This window comes from Candidatus Contubernalis alkalaceticus (assembly GCF_022558445.1).
In the GTDB taxonomy this organism is placed as follows: Bacteria; Bacillota; Dethiobacteria; order SKNC01; family SKNC01; genus Contubernalis; species Contubernalis alkaliaceticus.
This window is the reverse complement of the sequence record NZ_CP054699.1, coordinates 1,152,650-1,172,660: the sequence shown is the minus strand read 5'-3', so window position 1 is coordinate 1,172,660 and position 20,011 is coordinate 1,152,650. Positions and strand designations below refer to the sequence as shown.

At 41.3% G+C, this 20,011-nt stretch carries 19 protein-coding genes; all 19 read right to left on the bottom strand.

All coding sequences use genetic code 11. From position 1 onward, the window contains the following. Window positions 1-115: 115 nt before the first annotated feature. The 19 genes from HUE98_RS05560 to HUE98_RS05470 all read right to left on the bottom strand — a co-directional run bounded on the left by HUE98_RS05560 (window position 116) and on the right by HUE98_RS05470 (window position 19,861). On the bottom strand, window positions 116-1,111 hold the full coding sequence (locus tag HUE98_RS05560) for an isocitrate/isopropylmalate dehydrogenase family protein (protein ID WP_241423513.1): 996 nt from the start codon (window positions 1,109-1,111) through the stop codon (window positions 116-118). Between the two features lie 58 nt (window positions 1,112-1,169). Continuing rightward, a complete protein-coding gene (locus HUE98_RS05555; protein ID WP_241422866.1) occupies window positions 1,170-2,141 on the bottom strand; it encodes an ABC transporter ATP-binding protein in 972 nt (323 codons plus the stop codon). Further along, entirely contained in the window at window positions 2,138-3,148 is a 1,011-nt protein-coding gene (locus HUE98_RS05550) for an ABC transporter ATP-binding protein (protein ID WP_241423512.1), read from the bottom strand. The genes HUE98_RS05555 and HUE98_RS05550 overlap by 4 nt, the downstream gene beginning before the upstream one ends. 56 nt (window positions 3,149-3,204) lie before the next feature. After that, the gene (gene opp4C, locus HUE98_RS05545; protein ID WP_241422865.1) at window positions 3,205-4,044 is read right to left on the bottom strand and encodes an oligopeptide ABC transporter permease; all 840 of its coding nucleotides are present in this window, start codon (window positions 4,042-4,044) and stop codon (window positions 3,205-3,207) included. Beyond that, a complete protein-coding gene (locus HUE98_RS05540) occupies window positions 4,041-4,991 on the bottom strand; it encodes an ABC transporter permease (RefSeq protein ID WP_241422864.1) in 951 nt (316 codons plus the stop codon). Before HUE98_RS05540 ends, opp4C begins: the two co-directional genes overlap by 4 nt. 66 nt (window positions 4,992-5,057) lie before the next feature. Next, entirely contained in the window at window positions 5,058-6,650 is a 1,593-nt protein-coding gene (locus HUE98_RS05535) for an ABC transporter substrate-binding protein (protein ID WP_241422863.1), read from the bottom strand. A 97-nt stretch (window positions 6,651-6,747) separates the two neighbouring features. Next, window positions 6,748-7,308 carry a lytic transglycosylase domain-containing protein gene (locus tag HUE98_RS05530; protein WP_241422862.1) on the bottom strand — a complete coding sequence of 187 codons (561 nt, stop codon included), beginning with the start codon at window positions 7,306-7,308 and terminating at the stop codon, window positions 6,748-6,750. Window positions 7,309-7,364: 56 nt separating this feature from the next. Then, window positions 7,365-7,982 carry a dephospho-CoA kinase gene (gene coaE, locus HUE98_RS05525; RefSeq protein WP_241422861.1) on the bottom strand — a complete coding sequence of 206 codons (618 nt, stop codon included), beginning with the start codon at window positions 7,980-7,982 and terminating at the stop codon, window positions 7,365-7,367. Window positions 7,983-8,012: 30 nt separating this feature from the next. After that, on the bottom strand, window positions 8,013-8,699 hold the full coding sequence (ytaF, locus tag HUE98_RS05520; RefSeq protein WP_241422860.1) for a sporulation membrane protein YtaF: 687 nt from the start codon (window positions 8,697-8,699) through the stop codon (window positions 8,013-8,015). Between the two features lie 86 nt (window positions 8,700-8,785). Continuing rightward, on the bottom strand, window positions 8,786-9,673 hold the full coding sequence (gene mutM / locus HUE98_RS05515) for a DNA-formamidopyrimidine glycosylase (protein ID WP_241422859.1): 888 nt from the start codon (window positions 9,671-9,673) through the stop codon (window positions 8,786-8,788). Between the two features lie 15 nt (window positions 9,674-9,688). Next, window positions 9,689-12,409 carry a DNA polymerase I gene (polA, locus tag HUE98_RS05510; RefSeq protein WP_241422858.1) on the bottom strand — a complete coding sequence of 907 codons (2,721 nt, stop codon included), beginning with the start codon at window positions 12,407-12,409 and terminating at the stop codon, window positions 9,689-9,691. 2 nt (window positions 12,410-12,411) lie between these two features. Beyond that, window positions 12,412-12,972 (bottom strand): Fe-S-containing hydro-lyase, encoded by a 561-nt coding sequence (locus HUE98_RS05505; RefSeq protein ID WP_241423511.1) that lies wholly within the window; start codon window positions 12,970-12,972, stop codon window positions 12,412-12,414. Between the two features lie 21 nt (window positions 12,973-12,993). Continuing rightward, the gene (locus HUE98_RS05500; protein ID WP_241422857.1) at window positions 12,994-13,836 is read right to left on the bottom strand and encodes a fumarate hydratase; all 843 of its coding nucleotides are present in this window, start codon (window positions 13,834-13,836) and stop codon (window positions 12,994-12,996) included. A 157-nt stretch (window positions 13,837-13,993) separates the two neighbouring features. Further along, window positions 13,994-14,428, bottom strand: a complete 435-nt coding sequence (locus tag HUE98_RS05495; protein WP_241422856.1) for an SH3 domain-containing protein — start codon at window positions 14,426-14,428, stop codon at window positions 13,994-13,996. A 66-nt stretch (window positions 14,429-14,494) separates the two neighbouring features. Beyond that, window positions 14,495-16,435, bottom strand: a complete 1,941-nt coding sequence (locus HUE98_RS05490) for an ABC-F family ATP-binding cassette domain-containing protein (protein ID WP_241422855.1) — start codon at window positions 16,433-16,435, stop codon at window positions 14,495-14,497. Window positions 16,436-16,445: 10 nt separating this feature from the next. Then, complete coding sequence (locus tag HUE98_RS05485) at window positions 16,446-16,820, bottom strand: hypothetical protein (RefSeq protein WP_241422854.1); 375 nt, start codon at window positions 16,818-16,820, stop codon at window positions 16,446-16,448. Window positions 16,821-17,147: 327 nt separating this feature from the next. Continuing rightward, the gene (locus tag HUE98_RS05480) at window positions 17,148-17,999 is read right to left on the bottom strand and encodes an MIP/aquaporin family protein (RefSeq protein ID WP_241422853.1); all 852 of its coding nucleotides are present in this window, start codon (window positions 17,997-17,999) and stop codon (window positions 17,148-17,150) included. 47 nt (window positions 18,000-18,046) lie between these two features. Next, window positions 18,047-19,099, bottom strand: a complete 1,053-nt coding sequence (locus tag HUE98_RS05475; RefSeq protein WP_241422852.1) for a uroporphyrinogen decarboxylase family protein — start codon at window positions 19,097-19,099, stop codon at window positions 18,047-18,049. 33 nt (window positions 19,100-19,132) lie between these two features. Then, window positions 19,133-19,861, bottom strand: a complete 729-nt coding sequence (locus tag HUE98_RS05470) for a 4Fe-4S double cluster binding domain-containing protein (protein WP_241422851.1) — start codon at window positions 19,859-19,861, stop codon at window positions 19,133-19,135. Between the last annotated feature and the right edge of the window lie 150 nt (window positions 19,862-20,011).

The following is a 20,011-nucleotide window of genomic DNA, read 5'->3' as shown; positions in this document are numbered from 1 at the left end:
TCAGGTTGTCAAGGGAGTTGTCAAGGGGACAGTTCTTTACAATCCTTCCATTGCCATTTTTAACAAAAATAGGATTGCCAGAAGAACCATCCCCTTGACAATCCTAAAATTTGATTTATACTCTGGCAGCAATAGCCTCTGCCATTTCAGAAGTTTTTGCCGTCCCGCCCAGGTCGTAAGTTACTACTTTTCCTTCAGCAACCACTTCTTTGACCGCCTTTAGGACCCGGTCTGCGGTTTCTTTTTCTCCTATATATTCCATCATCAACACTCCAGAGAGAATCATCGAGATGGGATTTACTTTATCCATACCGGCATACTTAGGTGCACTGCCATGGACCGGTTCAAATATTGCCTCTCTGGCACCTATGTTGGCTCCTGGAGCCATCCCTAATCCTCCTACCAGTCCCGCACACAGATCTGAGATAATATCTCCATAAAGGTTAGGCATCACCATAACATCATAAATCTCCGGCTTCTGCACCAACTGCATGCACATATTATCCACCAGGCGGTCTTCAAATTCTATCTCCGGATAATCCTCTGCTACCTTTCGGACACATTCCAGAAACAGGCCGTCTGTACACTTCATAATATTAGCCTTATGTACTGCGGTAACCTTCCTTCTGCCCGCCTTTACTGCGTAATCAAAGGCAAATCTGGCAACCCTCTCAGAGCCTTTTCTAGTAATAATCTTTATACTCTCCGCAGCATCTGCCCCTACCATATGCTCTATACCGGCATAAAGGTCTTCGGTATTTTCCCTGACAACTACCAGATCAATATTATCATAACGGGATTTTACTCCTATAAAAGTTCTGGTAGGACGAAGGTTAGCATAAAGATCTAATTCCTTTCTTAAAGTTACGTTTACACTACGAAAGCCAGTACCAATGGGAGTGGTGAGGGGACCCTTCAAAGCGATTTTATTCCTTTTAATAGAATCAATAACTTCCTGGGGCAGTGGAGTGCCGTATTTAGATATAGCGCCTTCACCGGCAATTTGTTCATCCCATTCAAACTTAAGCCCGGTGGCATCTAATACTTTTAAAGTTGCTGCTGTTATATCGGGCCCAATACCGTCACCGGGAATCAGTGTTATTTTCAAAATAAATCCCCCTTATATTTACAAATAGTCAATAGCTGTTATAACTAATTATAACAAAAAATTATAATAAATGACAAGCAATATAATGATTATGTTCCACCAGCTTTAATTCAGGCCTTTCTCTTTTACATATACTTTTAGCCTTGAAACACCGGGGATGGAAATGGCATCCAGAAGGAGGGTTCGTTAGGCTGGGAGCCTCCCCCTTTAAAGTGAAACGTTCCATTTTGATGTCTGAAAAGAATTGGGGCACTGCAGACATTAACGCCTGGGTGTATATATGCAGAGGGTTTTCAAACAGTTGTGAGGTTCTAGCCATTTCAACAATGCGTCCCAGATACATAATAGCCACTCTACTGCTAAATTGTCTTACCAGAGTCAAATCATGAGAAATAAAAAGAGTAGAAAACTTATATTTTTCCTGAGATTCCAGCAATAAATTAACGATTTGAGATTTGATGGAAATATCCAGGGCAGATACTGGTTCATCGGCAATAATTAAGCTGGGGCGCAGCACTAAGGCCCGGGCGATAGTAACTCTCTGTCTCTGTCCCCCGCTAAACTCTCTTGGGTATCTATCTTTATCCCTGGGGTTTAAACCTACTTCTTCTAATATAAGCTTGATAATAGCAGCCCGCTCAGTGCGGTTGAAAAGTCCGTGGATCTCAAGACCTTCTCCGATAATTTGCTGCACTGTTAATCTAGGGTTCAAGGATCCATATGGGTCTTGGAAAATCATTTGTATTTCTCTGCGCATCTTTCGCATTTTCTTATGACTTAACTGCAGCAAGTCATTACCCTTAAATATAATGCTGCCCCCTTGAGGTTCCACAAGTCTTACCAACATCTTAGCCAGGGTAGTCTTCCCACATCCACTTTCACCAATTATACTTAAGGTTTCACCCGCCTCAATATTAAAACTCACGTTGTCCACCGCCAAAAATTTTCCTTCCCCAGCCCAAAAGCTGTGGAAACCTTCTTCTATTGGATAGTATTTAGATAAAGATTGAACAGATAAAAGCGGCAAAGTCATGAACTGCTCTCCTTCTTACACATCTTAGTATATTCCCAGCACCTTACCCAACGTTCTTTCCCCGATAGACCGCTTTTTTGATAGCTTTTAAGTGTTGGTTCTACCTCCCGGCACAGCCTATGAACCTGGGAACAGCGGGGATGAAACTTACAGCCCTTGGGCAGTCCGGATAAATCGGCAGCCATGCCGGGAACAACCGGAAGCTTGTTCCCGGCATGGTAAAAACCACCAGAAACCTTCACTAAAGCCCGGGTATACGGATGAAGAGGTGTTTTAAAAATCTCCAAGGTAGTTCCGGTTTCAAGTATCCTTCCAGCATACATAACCATCACCCGGTCACATACCTCTCCGATTACCCCCAGATCATGACTGATAAAGAGCATAGACATCTGTCCTTTTTTCATCACCTGCTGAAGATAATCAAGTATTTGTCTCTGAATAGTCACATCCAGGGCGGTAGTAGGTTCATCGGCAATCAACAAGCCGGGTTTGCAGGCCAGTGCCATGGAAATCATTACCCTCTGCCTCATACCTCCGCTTAAGTGATGGGGATATGATTTCATCCGCCTTTCGGCATCGGGGATCCCTACATTTCTCAATAAATCCACAGCCATAACGTTGGCATCTTTGCGGGATACGCCAAAATGGGTGCAGATGACCTCCGTAATCTGAAGTCCCACATGAAGAACAGGGTTCAAGCTGGTCATAGGTTCCTGAAAAATAATCGCTATTTCACTGCCCCTGATTTTTCTTATTTTTTTTGGGGGCAGGGATAAAATTTCTTTACCTTTATATAATATCTCTCCGCTTTCAATTCTACCTTTCTTAAATGAGATAAGATTCAGTATTGAAAGTGCAGTTACACTTTTTCCTGAACCACTTTCCCCCACCAAACCCACCACTTCACCGGGCCAAATACTAAAACTAACCCCATCTACTGCCTTTACTGCTTCCCGGGTCTTAGAATCAAATACAATGGTTAAGTCTTTCACCTGCAGCAAAGGCACCCTCAACTGCCCTCCCCCTTATCCGTCAGGTAAAATAAATCTCCCTGGTCTTTTGCTTATGGATCCATGGAATCTCGAAGGCCTTCCCCTAACAAATTAAAAGCCATGACCGTCAGAAATATAAACGCGCCGGGGAAAGCAGCATACCACCAGGCTTGTCTCAAATACCCTTGAGCTTCCCTCAACATATTGCCCCAGCTGGGAATAGGGGCTGGAACTCCTAAACCCAGAAAGCTCAATCCTGCTTCAGCCAAAATAGCGGCAGGGACACTTAATGTAGCCGCAACGATAATAGTGCTCATGGCATTGGGAAGAATATGCCTGAATATAATTCTGATGTCTGAAGCCCCCAGAGCCCGGGCTGCCTGTACATATTCTCTCTCCCGTAAAGTAATAAATTCTGCCCGGACCAATCTAGCTGCACTGGTCCAACCCACAAAACCAATAACCAAAATAATATAGAGAATTCCCGGCTCAAACAGCAAAACCAATGTAATGATAAGAAATAATGTAGGAAATACCATGATTACATCGGTAAAACGCATAATTAAGGTATCCAATAATCCTCCATAATAACCGGACAAAGAACCCAAAATGGTACCCACTAAAATCACCAGAGCAGTAGAAACAAACCCTACTGCCAGAGATATCCGGGACCCATGGACAACCCGGCTGAAAACGTCCCTCCCCAATCTATCAGTTCCAAACCAGTTTTGTTCATCGGGAGAGCTCAACCAGTTCTCAGTATTGGTTTGATAAGGATCCTCCCTGGCCAAGATAGGAGCGAAAACTGCAGTACAGTAAAGAAGCAGCACAATCACCAGGCCGGCACAGGATAGAGGATTTTTTCTAAACTTTTTCCAATTAAAAAACAATGCAATAAAACCTCTTCTCATCTATATTTTATCCGTGGGTCAATAAATACGTACAGCAAATCTGCACCAAGATTACACAAAGTAACCAGAGCGGCCACAATAACATTAACTGCCAGGACAGATGGATAATCCCGGGACAAAGTAGCCATAATAATCCAGCGGCCCATACCGGGCCAGCTAAAAACATATTCCGTAACCATAGCACCGGTGAATAGATGGGGTAAAGAAAGTGAAACCACTGTTACCAGGGGAATCATGGCATTTCTTACGATATGACGAAAAAGTACCGTAGATTCATTTAACCCCTTAGCCTTAGCAGTCAGCACATAATCCTGTCCCAGTACCTCCAGGATAGCAGCCCTGATATACCGGATATAATAGGCAGCACTACCGGTGGACAATACAAAAACGGGAAGAATTAAATGTCTAATAGAATCCACAAAACCTATCTCTGCACCTACCGTCCTCAAACCTCCCGCAGGAAGCCAGTTAAACTGATAAGCAAATAATAAAATAAGGAGCATCCCCAGCCAGAAATTTGGTATAGACACTCCACAAAGGGTAAAAAATGATATAAATTTATCCAGAAAGGACCCTTGTTTTATCGCTGATAATAAACCTAACGGAATAGAAATTAAAAGAGCTGCCGCAAGGGAGGTAACAGTTAACAATAGAGTAGCCGGAAGCCTTTCAGTAATTAGTTCCAAAACAGGCCGGTTATGAATCAGTGAAATGCCAAAATCCCCTTTAATCAGATTTAACAGCCAGGAATAATACTGCTCATGAAGGGGACGATCTAACTGACGTATTTCTTTCCATCGGGCCACAGCTTCCGGATTCATCTTCATTTCCGAATCCATTATAAAAGGGTCTCCCGGAGCCAGATTCATCATAAAAAAAGTAAGTACGGAAACCCCCACCAGTACCACAATGGTCTGCATTATTCTTTTAGTAAGGAATAAACTCATAAGAAAACGGCCTCCCTCTCCCCCGGTCCCAGGGGACCGGGGGAAGGATTACCGAAATTAAAAACATTATTCTATCTCCCACTGATGCACCTTATAAAAAGTAATTTCAGGATGCGGGGCAAAATTACGCAGACCCTCTGACGCTGCATGCAGGGCCTCTCTGTAATAAAGCCACACCATAGGAGCATCTTCTACAATCATCTCTTGAGCACTACGGTACATCCGGGACCTTTCCTCCCTGTCCATTGACACCTGCGCTTCCTGGATAACAGTGTCCACCTGGTGGTTTACATACCCCAGTTCGTTAAGAGGGCTTTGACTGTGCCAGATGGAAATTAAGTCGGGATCAATACCTGTACCCTGTCCAGAAATTATTACATCAAAATCTCCCTGCATGGCTAATTCCATGTAAGTCTGCCATTCCAAGACTTGAATTGTAACCTCCACACCAATGGCATCTGCCGCCTCCTTAAACATCAAGGCAGTATTTTCCCTTACTTCATTACCGGCATTGACTATGAGCTTTAGCTCAAATCCATCACCATAACCGGATTCATCCAGCAGCTGCCGGGCTTTTTGTATATCCACAGAATAAGATGTGAAGTTTTCATCGAAGGGAAAATGCAGCGGTGCCAGAGGCCCATGGGCTACCCTCCCGTAACCCAGCAGTAAATCTCTAACCACAGCTTCCCTATCCAAAACCATAGACAAGGCCTGTCTCACCTCTTTTGTGTACAGAGGGCTTTCAGGATTAGCCATATTAAATCCCAAATAATCATAAACCAATCTCAAGTTGGAATAAATATTAATGTTTGAATCCTCTTTTAAATCTTCTACGTCTTCTATTTTAACAGCTGTAGGAATCAAGTCCAGGTTTCCACCCTTTAGATCAATAAGCTGTGCCTCCTGGTTGGGTATTATCCTGTAATAAATTTCATCAATTCCCGGCTGTCCTAAATAATAATTAGGATTGTACACAAAATGCAAATACTCATCAACTGCCCAATCATTTAAAATATAGGGTCCAGCAGTTATTTCAGGATTGAGACTGTAATCATGACCTTCCATTTGAGCTACCGGGACATCCCCCAAAACATGAGCTGGAAGGGGAAATAAATCCAGATAAGTTAAAAATGGAGCCATTACCTGATCCAACGTTATTTTTAATGTAATATCATCAATTACCTCTATGCCTTTAATACTTCCCTCCGCTAAAGGACTGTCGTGATTTAAGTGATAATCCCGGGAACCGGTTATTACATTAAAATACAGGGCATAATGATATCCGGTGAAGTCCGGGTGACATATCACCCTAAGAGTGAAGGCAACATCTTCAGCTGTTAATGGCTCACCATCAGACCATTTTACATCATCTCTTAATTGTAAAATATATACCGTCCCTTCCTCTTCCACAGACCATTGTTCCACCAGGGCCGGCTCTGCCTCTAATGTTTCATGATTAAAGGTAAACAGGTTTGCGTGCAGCAGGGAAACTACTTCAAAAGAATAATTATCCCTAATAAACAGCGGATTTAATGTGTTAGGGCTGCCTAGAGAAGCCACCCGCAGCTGTCCCTGTGGAGATTCTACCGGAGCACATCCAAAAATACTGAGCACTATCACCAGGGCCAACAGCAGAAAAATAAATTTTCTAGCCAATAAAACTCCTCCTTTTGTAACGAACTATGTCGATTTTATGTCAATTAATTATCTCAAGTTCGCTCTTCTTCAGCTATTTTCCTGCTTAAAATACCCATTACTCATAAATTTTTTGATATTTTCTATAATTAAACAGCACTTTTTTTACATATTCTCTGGTTTCAGGATAAGGAATGTCATATATTGTCTCTTCCTGTCCATCCCATATTTTCTGTTCCAGCCACTTATTAACATTTCCCCGGCCTCCATTATAAGCAGCAATAACCAAAGGATTTTTGTCTTGAAATTCCTTTTGGAGATTAGCAATATACCAGGTTCCCAACCGAATATTAAATTGGGGGTCCAAAAGCATAGAGGATTCAAAATCAGAAATACCTATCTGTTCCGCTGCCCATTCCCCCGTAGTTGGCATAATCTGCATTAACCCCATGGCACCTTTTTGAGAAACGGCCTTCTGATTAAACCTGCTTTCCACCCGGATCACTGCTGATACCAAAAGTGGGTCTACCTGATGTATTTCCGAATAATAATCAATAGTCTCCTTAAATTGTATCGGGTTTATCAGCCTTTGAAAACAATTAGAATAAAAAACCATGATCAACACAAGAACTAGAAGAACCCGGAAAACTAATCTTTTTTTTAATATTTTTACAGCCATATAATCACTCCATCAATGCCTGGCAAAAAAACAGGGGATCCCAAAGGCAGATACAACTATATGTTCTTCCCTTTTGAACTCAAGTTGACCCAAACATGATCCACTTGTTCAGCTGTATCATTTAGTGAACCGCTGTTATCAATAATAAAATCGGCATATTTGTTTTTTTCCTCCGGAGGCATTTGAGACCTGATTCTCCTCTCTGCCTCTATCTCATTAATATTCTCCCGCTCCATTAGCCTTTTTTTTTGAATTTCTTCACGACATATTACTACTATAATCATGTCTACCATATTATTCATACCCGCTTCAATTAATAGAGGAGCCATGATAACCAGTAACTTTTCAGCATTATTAGGATCAGAAAAAAATTTTTGTTTCCGCCCTAAAACTTTTTTTATAATTGGACCATGGGTAATTTCATTTAACTTCATTCGTAAGTTTACATCAGCAAAAATAATCTGTCCCAATTTTCCCCTGTCTAAATTTCCATCCTGGGCCAAAACATCTTGTCCAAAAAATGAAACGATTTTTAACCAGGCGGCTGTACCCGGCTGGACAACTTCTCTGGCAACCTGGTCTAAATCAATAACATAAGCCCCTTTTCGGGCTAACATCTTTGAAACTGCAGACTTTCCACAGGCAATACTTCCGGTTAATCCTACCGTAGGCACCTGGCCTCACCTCATAACATAAATTTACCATTAAATCACATTAAAAAGATTTAGCATTCCCAAAACTATCAGAACAAATCCCGACAGGTATGATGCCTTGCTGCCCAAATGTTTGGAAAAATAATAATTTCCTAGATAAAATCCTGCCGGAAGCATAACCAGCTTCGCTGCACCCACTGCAGCCGAAGTGATAAAGGGATTAAAACCCATCATGGCGGCTCCAAACCCTGCTCCAAAAGCGTCCATAGCCAGAGCAACTCCCAAGGCTACTGCCTCTCCACCCCTGATTTCTCCAGACCTATCAAAGTCTGCCTTCTGGGGGTCTTTTAAAATATCAGAAAAAAACGAGAGATATCTTCCGTCGGAAACATTTTTGCCCCCTTTAGCATTATTTAAACTTTCATTGTACTCAGTTTCTTCACCGGGCAGTAAGCGCTTGACATTTAAAAAGGCTTGAAAGCTAATCCAAGTACCTATGCCCACCAACATTATCCCCCCAACCATAGAGGCTGCTTCTGGAGAAAAAAAGGCAGACACAAGTTTTCCTGTCAGCATAGAAAACATAATAGCCAAAGCAGATGAAAGACTGATAATTATTATAGACAAAAATGGCAGCCTCATATTCCGAACACCATAGGCCATACCTACTCCAAAACCATCCAAACTTACGGCAAGGCCTAACAATATTATAGATAATAAAATGGACAACTCAACCAAAGCTGCTACCCCCTACTGGCTTGTTTTTTAAGTCAGTATCATACTATGGGGATAATCAGCTTTGCGTGCATGTCTTGAAGAGAGCTTTACTGGTTTAAACTCTCTGTGTTATCCCGGGGCCGCACCGTTTTACCCCTGCAGGAATTTGATGTCATAGGTTGACATTTTGGACAGAAATATGTTCCTCTGCCTGCCAGCACAATTCTTTTTATGGGGGTACTGCATACAAAACACAGCTCTCCAGTCCTTCGATATACTCTTAAAAAATCTTGAAAGCTGCCCTTTTTCCCATCACTATCTATATAATTCACTACACTGGTACCCCTTGCCCGAATTGCTTCCTCCAAAACCGAACGGATGGTATGGTATAGTTTTTCTCTCTCCTTTAAAGACAGGTCAGCGGCAGTTCTTTCTGGAGAAATCCCTGCCCTAAAGAGAATCTCATCCACATAAATATTTCCCAGCCCCGCCAAATTATTTTGGGAAAGCAGAAGATATTTAATTATACTTTTCTTGTTAAGTATGGTGTTAAAGTATTCCATTGAAAATTCCTGGCTTAAAGGCTCAGGCCCCAACTGAGCTAATCCCGACACAAACCTGAGACAGCCATCTTTAACTAACCATAAACAGCCAAATTTCCTGACATCTCTATACTGAAGCACTGTGTTATCTTCGAAATGAAAAAGCAGGTGGGTATGCTTATCCATCTGTAAAGGTAGATCAGAATATATCAACTGACCGGTCATTCCCAGGTGAACAACCAGGTTAGTGTTAAAGGTAAGCTTAATGATTAAATATTTTCCTCTTCTCTCCAAACTTTTAATCTTTTTATTCTTTATATCTTTAACAAATTGCAGCACTTCGGGAAACTTAATTAACTTTGCACAAAATACTTCTACTTCCTTAATTTTTTTAAATGAAATTGTTTCCTTCAGACTCTCTTTAATGGTTTCTACTTCAGGAAGCTCCGGCATTTCTTTCCCCCTCTCTTATAGCACAAGTTTATCCATGTCGTATAGATTTTTGCCTACTTTTAAATCTACCCTTAGAGGAACTTTTAACTGAAAAATACTTTCCATCATGTCCTTTATCAATTTGGAGCTTTCCGACAACTCCAAAACAGGCACTTCAAAGATTAACTCGTCGTGAACCTGTAGAAGCATCTTTGTCTTAAAATTATGATGGTTTAATTCATTGAAAATATCCAGCATAGATTTTTTAATGAGATCGGCGGCTGAGCCCTGTATGGGAGTGTTTACAGCCGTCCTTTCTGCAAAACTACGGATATTGTTATTCCGATGCTTAATATCGGGAAGATATCTTCTGCGGTTAAAAATAGTAGTCACATAACCATCGTCACGGGCTTTTTGAATAATTTCTTCAGAATATTTCCTAACTCCCGGATATTTTTCAAAATAACTTTGAATATATTTTTTTGCTTCCTTTCTTTCAATCCCCAGGTTTTGCGACAAACCATAATCGCTCATACCATAAATAATGCCGAAATTAACAACTTTAGCACTGTTCCTCATTTGAGAAGTAACAGCTTCCAGAGGGATTTCAAAGACTTCTGCCGCCGTCCTCCGATGAATATCCTCATCATTTAAAAAAGAGTCCACCAGTTGTTGATCCTCTGAAATATGAGCTAAAATCCTCAGTTCAATTTGAGAATAATCCGAAGCTAAAAGAAAGCTTTCCGGACTTTGGGACACGAAGGCTTTTCTAATTTTCCTGGCTTCCTCCATCCTGATGGGGATATTTTGAAGGTTAGGCTCAGTGCTGCTTAACCTTCCGGTGGCGGTTACATTCTGCTTAAAAGTAGAGTGTATTTTTCCGGTTTTAGAGTTTATTAATGGAATCAAACCATCAACATAGGTGCCCTGCAGTTTTACCAGCTGTCGATAATGCAGTATTTTTTCTGCTATTTCATACTTTGATGCCAGTTCCTCCAGTACCTCTGCACTGGTGGAATAACCTGTTTTCGTTTTTTTGAAGGCCGGCAGTTTTAACGTTTCAAACAATACAAAAGCCAGCTGTTTAGGGGAATTCAAATTAAATTCCTGACCTGCCAGTTCATATATGTGAGACCGGATTTTCTCCAGTTTGTCCTTTATTTCCACAGACATATGCTCCAAAATATCTTTTTGTACAGTAATTCCTTCGGTTTCCATGGCAGACAGAATTTCAATTAAGGGCATTTCCAAAGTAAAAAAGAGATTATCCAATTCCCTCATCTTTAATTGCCCGGATAAAACCCTGCAGAGGTCAAACAGCAGTGCGGCTTCACTGCAGCAGATATTTTTAAACTCCTCCGGTTTAATGTCCTTAATTTTTCTAGCCTTGGCTCCCTTACCCAGAAATTGTTCCCGGTCAGTAAGTTCCAGACCCAAAAATTCTTTAATCAATTCGGATACTTTTTGAGACGGCTTCCCTGGAGATAACAGATATGCAGCGATAAAAGGATCAAAATATAAACCTTGGAGAAAGATACCCTCTTTTTTTAAACAGTTTATTATAAACTTTGCATCGGGACAAATCTTTTTGATTTCCTGGTTTTCCAGATAAGGCTTAAGCTTCTCCAGCACCTCCTCTTTCCCCAAGCAATCGATTTTTGTCCCGTGACTCAAAGGAAGATAATAAGAGCTCTCAGGCCCCAGGCTGAGAGTTACTCCTACAATATCTGTCCTGAAGGGATTGGGGCCTGTTGTCTCCAGTAAGACAGCCAACTCTTTAGCGTTTACTATTTTTTCTGTCAGTTGAATCAGCTGAGCTGTATCCTTAATCACTGCCGCATTTTTAAAAACCTTTTGGCTGTCCTCCCCATCCGGTTTTGAGGCCTCTGGAAGCCTCTCCAAAAGAGTGTTAAATTCCAGGGTTTTAAAGAGCTCCCTTACCCTGCTGTAATCAATCGACTCCGTCTCAAACCTGCACTGCTTTAAATCAAAACTATCCTCCACGTCGGTTTTAATAGCAGCCAGCTTTTTACTCAGTATAGATTGTTCTCGATATTCCTCCACCTTTTCCCTTACCTTTTTTTGTTTTATCTGTTGAATATTTTCTAAAAGGTTTTCCAGTGAACCAAATTCATGTAAAAGCTTCAAAGCGGTTTTTTCGCCAATCCCTGGGATGCCGGGAATATTGTCCGAAGGGTCTCCCTTTAATGCTTTAAAATCAGCAACTTGACCGGGAGTTAATCCGAAATTGTCCTTTAACCTGTCCAGGTCAACCAATTCCACATGGGTAATCCCTTTACGGGTCATCAAGACTTTTATATTGGGAGAAATCAATTGAAAGGCATCAGCATCCCCGGTTACAATCAGGGTTTCCAGCAAGCTTTCCTCTGCTTTTTGGCTGTATGTGCCAATGAGATCATCTGCCTCAAACCCTTCCAACTGGTAATAGGGTATTGACATGGTGTTTAAAAACTCTTTAATTAATGGGATTTGTTCTCTATATTCCGCAGGGCTTTCCGCTCTCTGAGCCTTATACTCTTTATAGGCCTTATGCCTGAAGGTGGGAGCGGACATATCAAATGCTGCGGTAATATAGTCCGGCTTTTCCTCCTGCAGCAGCCGAAGAAACATAGAAATAAATCCGTACACAGCGTTAGTATACTGTCCTCTGGAGGTAGTTAATAGAGGAAGAGCATAAAAGGCCCTGCTGGCCAGGCTGTTGCCATCGATGATAATAAACTTTTCTTTTCTTTTCATTTTCACACCTTCTCTGGACCCTTTTTTTTATAAGCTTCCTGTCCTTCTTCATATAAATCATTCCCATAAATATCATTAATTACTACTACAGGAAACTCCTGCACTTCCAACTTGTATATGGCTTCTGAACCCAAATCAGCATAAGCAACCACTTCAGCCGATTTAATCCTCTGGGCCAGCAGGGCGCCTGCCCCCCCGGTGGCTGCCAGGTAAACTGCACGGTACTTAATTAACGCACTTTTTACTTCTGAAGATCTTTTCCCTTTACCGATCATACCCTTAAGCCCCTGTTTTAGGAGAGGTATGGTCATGGAATCCATCCTCATACTGGTAGTGGGGCCGGCCGCCCCTATAACCCGTCCTGGGGGTGCTGGGGTAGGCCCTGCATAATAAATAACCTGACCATTAAGCTCTACCGGCAGATCCTGTTTTTCCCCCAGGCTCTGCACCAATCGCTGGTGAGCAGCATCTCTAGCTGTAAATAAAAAACCGGATAGTAACAACTGGTCTCCGGATTTTAAAATATTAATTTTCTCTTCAGTCAATGGAAGGTTTATCTTAATTCCGGTCAATATATCACCCCATTATAAAATTCTCTGTAGATGCCTTGAAGCATGACAGTTTAGATTAACTGCTGCCGGAAGACAGGCGATATGGGTAGGCGCAAACTCGATGTGCACTGCCAATGCAGTAATACTCCCTCCAAAACCCTGAGGGCCGATGCCCAAATGGTTGACATCCTCCAAAATTCGCCCTTCTAAATCAGCATAATATTTATCCTTGTTTGGTTGGTTGAGGGGTCTCAAGAGAGCCTTTTTTGCCAGAAGTGTACAGGTTTCAAAAGTGCCTCCGATTCCTACTCCTACCACTATAGGAGGACAGGCATTGGCCCCGGCAGTATTTACAGTTTCCAGTACAAAGTCTATAATTCCCCTCTCCCCTTCAGCCGGTTTAAGCATTTTTACTCTGCTCATATTTTCACTTCCCCCACCCTTGGATACAAAGGTGATCTTAAAAGTATCTCCCGGAACAATGTCATAATGTATCACTGCTGGAGTATTATCTTCTGTATTTTCCCTCCGTAAAGGATCCTTAACTATAGATTTCCTTAAATAATAGCGTTGGTAACCTTCCCGGACTCCTTCATTAATCGCTTCCTCCAGGTCGCCTCCCACCACAACCACTTCCTGTCCAACTTCTAAAAATACTACTGCAAAACCGGTGTCCTGACACAAAGGGATTTTTTCCCTGAAAGAAATATCTGTATTCTCTATAAGCTGGTGAAGAACTTCTCTCCCCACCGGTGAATGCTCCTGATGAAATGCTTCTTTAAGGCCACTAAGTACATCCTTCCCCAGGTTAAAGTTTACCTCACAGCACATATCTGCAATATGTTGGGTAATTATTTCTACATTAATCTGTCTCAAGACACATCTACACTCCTTGAATTATACTTCATACCTTAGTTATTTAGACAAATCTTAATTAATTCCTTCCCTAAAGATAAAGATAAAAAACCCCAGGTTTTTAAGCGTAAGACAAAAAATACCGGGGCAGCTTCATATTATTTATCTTTTAAAACTCTTACGGCACTACCTCCAGCTTTTCTTCCAGTAAACTCTCACTGTCAGGCTGCGGCAGTTGGGCATCAGTCAGCCAACCTGCGATAAAACCTTCCTGTCCATCCTGGGTTTTGATACTAATCCAGTGTTCCATAAAAAAAACTACTTCCAACTGATCCCCGTTCTGAGTAGACCCCACCACATCAAAACTGGTGCCCGGACCTTCCCTTAAATAAACCGATGATCCCGTAACTGTAATGTAAACTGGATCAAACAGGTCATTCAATGTAAGTTCCTCGGAATCTAAATCAACTTCGTTTCCCTCCGGAGACTGTTCCGACTCTTCCCCTTCTACGTCAACCAGGGAATAATCCAATTCCTCACCGTTATCTTTCCCGCACCCGCTTAAGGGAAAAATCAGTAATATTATTAACAAAACATACAGAAATAATCTCATTTTTGCCACCTCTCCCGTAATATTACAGTAATTCTAATATTACTATAATATCTTAAAGGTTATTTTTCAAGGATTCTTTTCTATCATAACAGTTATTTTTTCCCACTGGTGATAGTAGTTCTCCAGTTTTTCCTTCAGGCGGCGGTGTTCTTCGTTAACTTTTCTTACTTCATCAAAATTATCATAAATATCAGGATCGGCCATTTTTTCTTCCAACTGCAGAGCTCGATTTTCTGCAGCCTCAATAATATCCTCCAGTTCATTTATTCTTGATTCCAGTGCCCTTTTTTCTCGACGGCGGGCCAGCATTTCCTCCCGCTGTTCCCTTTCCCGAAGACGGGCCTCCCGATTAGTTTCACTTTTCTTGCTGCCGGAAACTTTATTTGCTTCCTTTACTCTGCTCTTATGTTCCAGATACTCCTGGTAACCGAAAGGATAAAGGCCTACCTTTCCATTTTCAATTTCTAAAATCTTATCCGCCAGGCCGTCAATAAAATATCTATCATGAGAAACCACCAACAGAGTGCCCTGATATAGAGTGAGAGCCTGCTCCAATTCGGTCATACCTTTTATGTCCAGGTGGTTGGTGGGTTCATCCAGTATAAGAAAGTTCCCCTGAGAAAGGGCTGTTCTGGCTAAAACCAGCCTGCTTTTCTCTCCTCCACTTAAATCCCCGATTTTTTTAAAAACTTCATCCCCTTTAAAAAGATACCTGCCTAAATAACTCCTGGCTTCGGTTAATGTAAAAGAATCGTAATAATCCATAATATCCTCTAAAAGGGTTTTTGCCGGATTCAGCTGTGCCTGTTCCTGGTCAAAATAAGATATCTTTACGCTGGGCCCAATCTTTACCTGCCCCCGTGAAGGCTCCAGGGTTCCGGTAATCATCTTTAAAAGAGTAGTTTTCCCGGAACCGTTAGGTCCAATCAAGGCTGCCTTATCCCCCCATTTTAAAGTAAACGAAGCTCCTTTAAATAGTGCTGTCCCATCAAAAACCTTTGCCACCTCTTGAAAAACTACCACTTCCTGACCTGCCCGACCGCTAAATTCAAATGATAGAGATATACTCTTTTCCCGAGGCCCCTGATCCACTTTTTCTAACCTTTGCAATCTCTTCTCCCGGCTCCTGGCCTGACGTTTGTCCCTCTCCCCTGCACCAGAGGTTCTGATTAAGGCTTCTTCCTTCTTTATCAAAGAGTGTTGTTTTTTTAATGTTCTCTGCAGGCTGAGGCCTTCTACCTCATATTGTTTTTTGTATTCTGAGTAATTTCCCTTGTACCTTTTTAAAGAGCGGCTTTCTAAAGCTGCTATATGGTTTACCACACGGTCCAAAAAATAACGATCATGAGAAATTACCAGAAGAGCTCCCGGCCAACTTTTTAAGTAATCCTCCAACCACTCCATAGCCCTGGAATCCAGATAGTTGGTAGGTTCATCCAATAAAAGCAGGTCGTGACGTTCTAAAAGCAGTGATGCCAAATAAAGAGAAGTTTTTTCTCCACCGCTAAAACTTATTACCGGTCTTTCTAGATCCTCCGGAGTGAACCCCAGTCCACTGGCCACCTGCCGGATCCGATTCTCCATGGTATACCCGCCCTGATTTTCAAAAATATTTACTTGACGTGAATAACGTTCCATAACTCTGTCCAATGACTGCGGGTTATTCTTTATCTCCTCCCGCTGCATCTCTTGTTCCAGCTGAACCAACTCTTCCTTAAGACAGTAAAGGTGTTTTAAGGAACTCTTTAATTGTTCATAAAGAGTGATTTTCTGGGTAAGCTCATTGGTCTGCCTTAAATAGCCTACAGAGATATCCTTACCATAAACATAATATCCTTCATCGTGTTCTTCTTCACCGGTAATTATTTTGAACAAAGTAGTTTTCCCGGCACCGTTTGGGCCAATCAACCCCACTTTTTCATTTTCACTGATTTCCAGATTAATATCCTTTATAACCAGGCTGCTTCCATAATATTTTGTTATACCGCAAATATTTAGTGCTGCCATGTCTATCCTTTCAGTCAGTTATTGTATTTTCCTTTTGATATCTCAGCTCAAGTGCAGTAAGGGCAATTTTTAATTCAGGGCCTTTAAACTGACTAAAACAATCATTAACATCACATTCCAACCCAGCATAAAGGGCCCCGGCTAGACGTGATAACTCCTGATCCGGATAATCCATATTTAAAAATTCTTCTGAATCGATAAAGATTTCCAAATGAATAATCCTTCTACCGGTATCAATATATCGACCTAATAATTCAAATTCTCTGCTTCCACAGATCAGGTACAGAGCAGAAAATAATTTTTTCTCTGTACTTTCCAAATTTAAAACCTTTAAAAAATCTCCAAAAAATTTTCGGTGCATACTATCTCTAAAATAAAAATCCATATAAAAAAACATCCTTTCGTTAAGCGTTAAGTTTTTTTCAACTATTTACACATCTATATGTATCAAATTTTTACACAAATTGCAATAGCCCTTTACTAAAGGCCTTAGGTTTTTTATACATATAAAACCAATAAGACAAGGTAGGCTCTCCTGTCTTATCCCTTTGCCCTTAAAACTAATTATTAAAATCAAAAACACCACAGTGCTCTGTGGTTGTGGACAAAATTTTTCACATCTTCATTTACGCTTTAAATTAAAACTACAAAAACAAATTCCCAAGGTTACATAATTGTTACAGCTTTTTTCAAGAAAGTAGTTTTTATTATCTTAGGGATTTTTCATTATTTCTTCCCTTGATCCGCAAGAACAGCTTACTTCCAGATTTTTCTGAGTCATGGCCGGTTGGATCAATTTTGAAAAGAAGAAGGCAGAAGCAACTGCACCAATAATTGGACCTAAGACATAAACAATAATAATTCCGTAGGCAGGTTCGGGAAAAGCAGCATTACCCCAACCAGCTAAATAAGCAAATAACCTTGGAGACAAATCTCTGGCCGGATTTAACCCCGCCATAGTCAAAGGTGCCAGTATAGAAATAATCATTGTTAAAGTTAAACCTATAAAAACAGGGGCCAGTTTATCATCGGGCCTACCGATATTACAACCATCAGTAAGGGCAAAAATCATGAACACCAAAATAAATGTGCCTAATGCCTCCACTAAAAAAGCGTTTAACATGGTTATTTGTAAGAATTGGCCTGCAGAGGGGCTTGGATAATATTGGCTGAAAATCACAGCCGTTGCCACAGAACCGGGCTCTCCTCTAACAATACCATGTACCTGTTCAAAATATGTGATGGAACTGGAAAATATAATATACAAAGCAAAAGCCGCAAAAATAGCTCCTGTAAACTGGGCTAGCATATACCTGATCAATTTAGAAGCAGACATTCTCCCACCCAAAACCATAGCCAGGCTCACTGCTGGATTAAGGTGAGCACAAGAAAGATTTCTAGTAGCATAAATTGCCAGTGTTACAGCCAGGCCCCAGATTGATGCTAATTGAAAAAGCCCTACATGAGAAGAAAAAAGCACTGTTACCGCCACTGCTCCACAACCAAAGAAAACCAGAATAAAAGTTCCTATAAACTCACCATAGAAATCAAAGACATGCTTCATAAATATTCCCCCAGTTGCATGAGATACTGCATATTACCTTAAAGGATTTATTTCAAAGTCAAATATCCAGGAGGGACATGGTCAGGATATTTAGCAAAAAACTTCTCAAACCATTCTTTAGCTTCCAGAACTTTCAAAACATTCTCCGGCGGTACATGATAAGGCATGTTGCAGCCAGGTGCAAGTATATAGCCAGTCATGCCTCCAGCGGCCATACTCACCAAGGTATCTTTACCAGGGTCCATTAATCCCAGGGTAAGAGATTGTGCCACATTTAAACTTCCGGTAAAACCCAGTCCATATTTTAACGCCAGGTCCCGGGCGTAGGTAAGACTGACCTGTTCATCACAAGAAAAACTATCAACCCCCAACCGGCAGATTTCTTCCATCACCTTAGAAGCATCGCCACAAGTTAAAAAGCTGGAAATACGACCAGCACTCCTGATTACCTCTAGGGCAGGCTGACAGGCAGGTACTTCAAATTCCTTGAATATAACCGGATTAACCTGGGAAGCAACAGGGTCAACGATACCAATCACTTCACAGCCTATATCTCTATAAATGCTTGCGGAGTGGGCACAGACCTCACCACAAAAGGTAATAATTTCTTTAGCTAGAGGTTTATTTTTAACCATATCCGTAAAAAGCTTAACCCCCCGAAGGTGAGATGCTAGAGTTAAAGGCCCGCAGCAAAGGCCCAGCAGAGCCCAGTCTCCCTTCTCTTCCATAATTCGTTTTCCTGCTTCTATTAATATCGGCCAGCGGCCCTCCTCAGCTGTAGGAATTTTTAAAGCCGCCTCCTCTATGCTTTGTTCCGCCAGAGGGTGACTGAGAATGGTGGGAGCATTATCACTGTTCCACTTATATTCACACCCCATAGACATAGCTTCCACGCTTACATCAAACAGCAAAGGTATTCCGTCAACCTGATAACGCTGAGCAGCCTGCAAAACCCCTTTTACCATTAAATCAGGATTTTGTAGATATACCTCCGCTGACTCTTCTATTAAATATGCACAGTGTACCCCCGCATAAGGAACCCAGGGCACCTTATGCACTTTTTTACCCTGATAGGCATCCAGAATTAGTTTTATTGACATTGAAATACCCCCAAAATATAATTATGCATTTACCTAATGGTTTCCTTTACTTATTCCCTGAGGACATGCAAGAATGCAGATGCCACAAACAAACTGCCCATATTTTTCATTGTTCCTTTGGAGATAAGCTGAACATTTTTCAGTATCAATCATAGATTCATAACTCTCTAAACGTTTCCAGTGTTTCCCGGAAATTGCCCCGGCAGGACAAGCATTCACACACCTGCAGCATTCCCCACACTGGCTGGCTATAATTGGCTGAGGGGATACTTCCAGTGGAGCATCAGTTAATATAGTCGCCCAACTCATGCGGGATCCAAAATCACGGCTTATTAAAAGGCCGCTTTTCCCTACCCAACCCAATCCTGCACAGGTTGCAGCAGTCTTATGGGGAAAAAGGGGAAACAACCTGGAAATAAAACTGGTATCAACCCGGTGAGAATCTGGAGGTATAGGAAGTGCTCTCCACCCTGACTGCCGGAGGGCTTTACTAATTTTTTTCTGAATTTTCTGCAAACGCTTATCTATAGATATATATAGATGAGGGTAAAAATCCACATTGTTTATATCCTTTTCTATGGGCGGGTGCTTTATGCCCATAGAAATAGCTTTGGGCATGTGAGAAAACTCTCTTGCTAATCCGGTACTTACATCACCGAAATCTACCACACTGGCTCCCATCTTTTTAACATGCAGTTTAAAAGCATCACTGTCAATTAAATCTGTAGAAACTGCCAGTAACTTAGAAACCACCTTAGTCATCCTCCTTCCCATGACATCGCAAGGGGTTTTATAAAATTTGCTTACAATATATTCTCTATTACTAAATATTTGCACCAAATGCAATGATACATCTGTCTTAATTCTTCTCAAATATAACTAATGTTTCTCTACTACTAAACATTAACATAC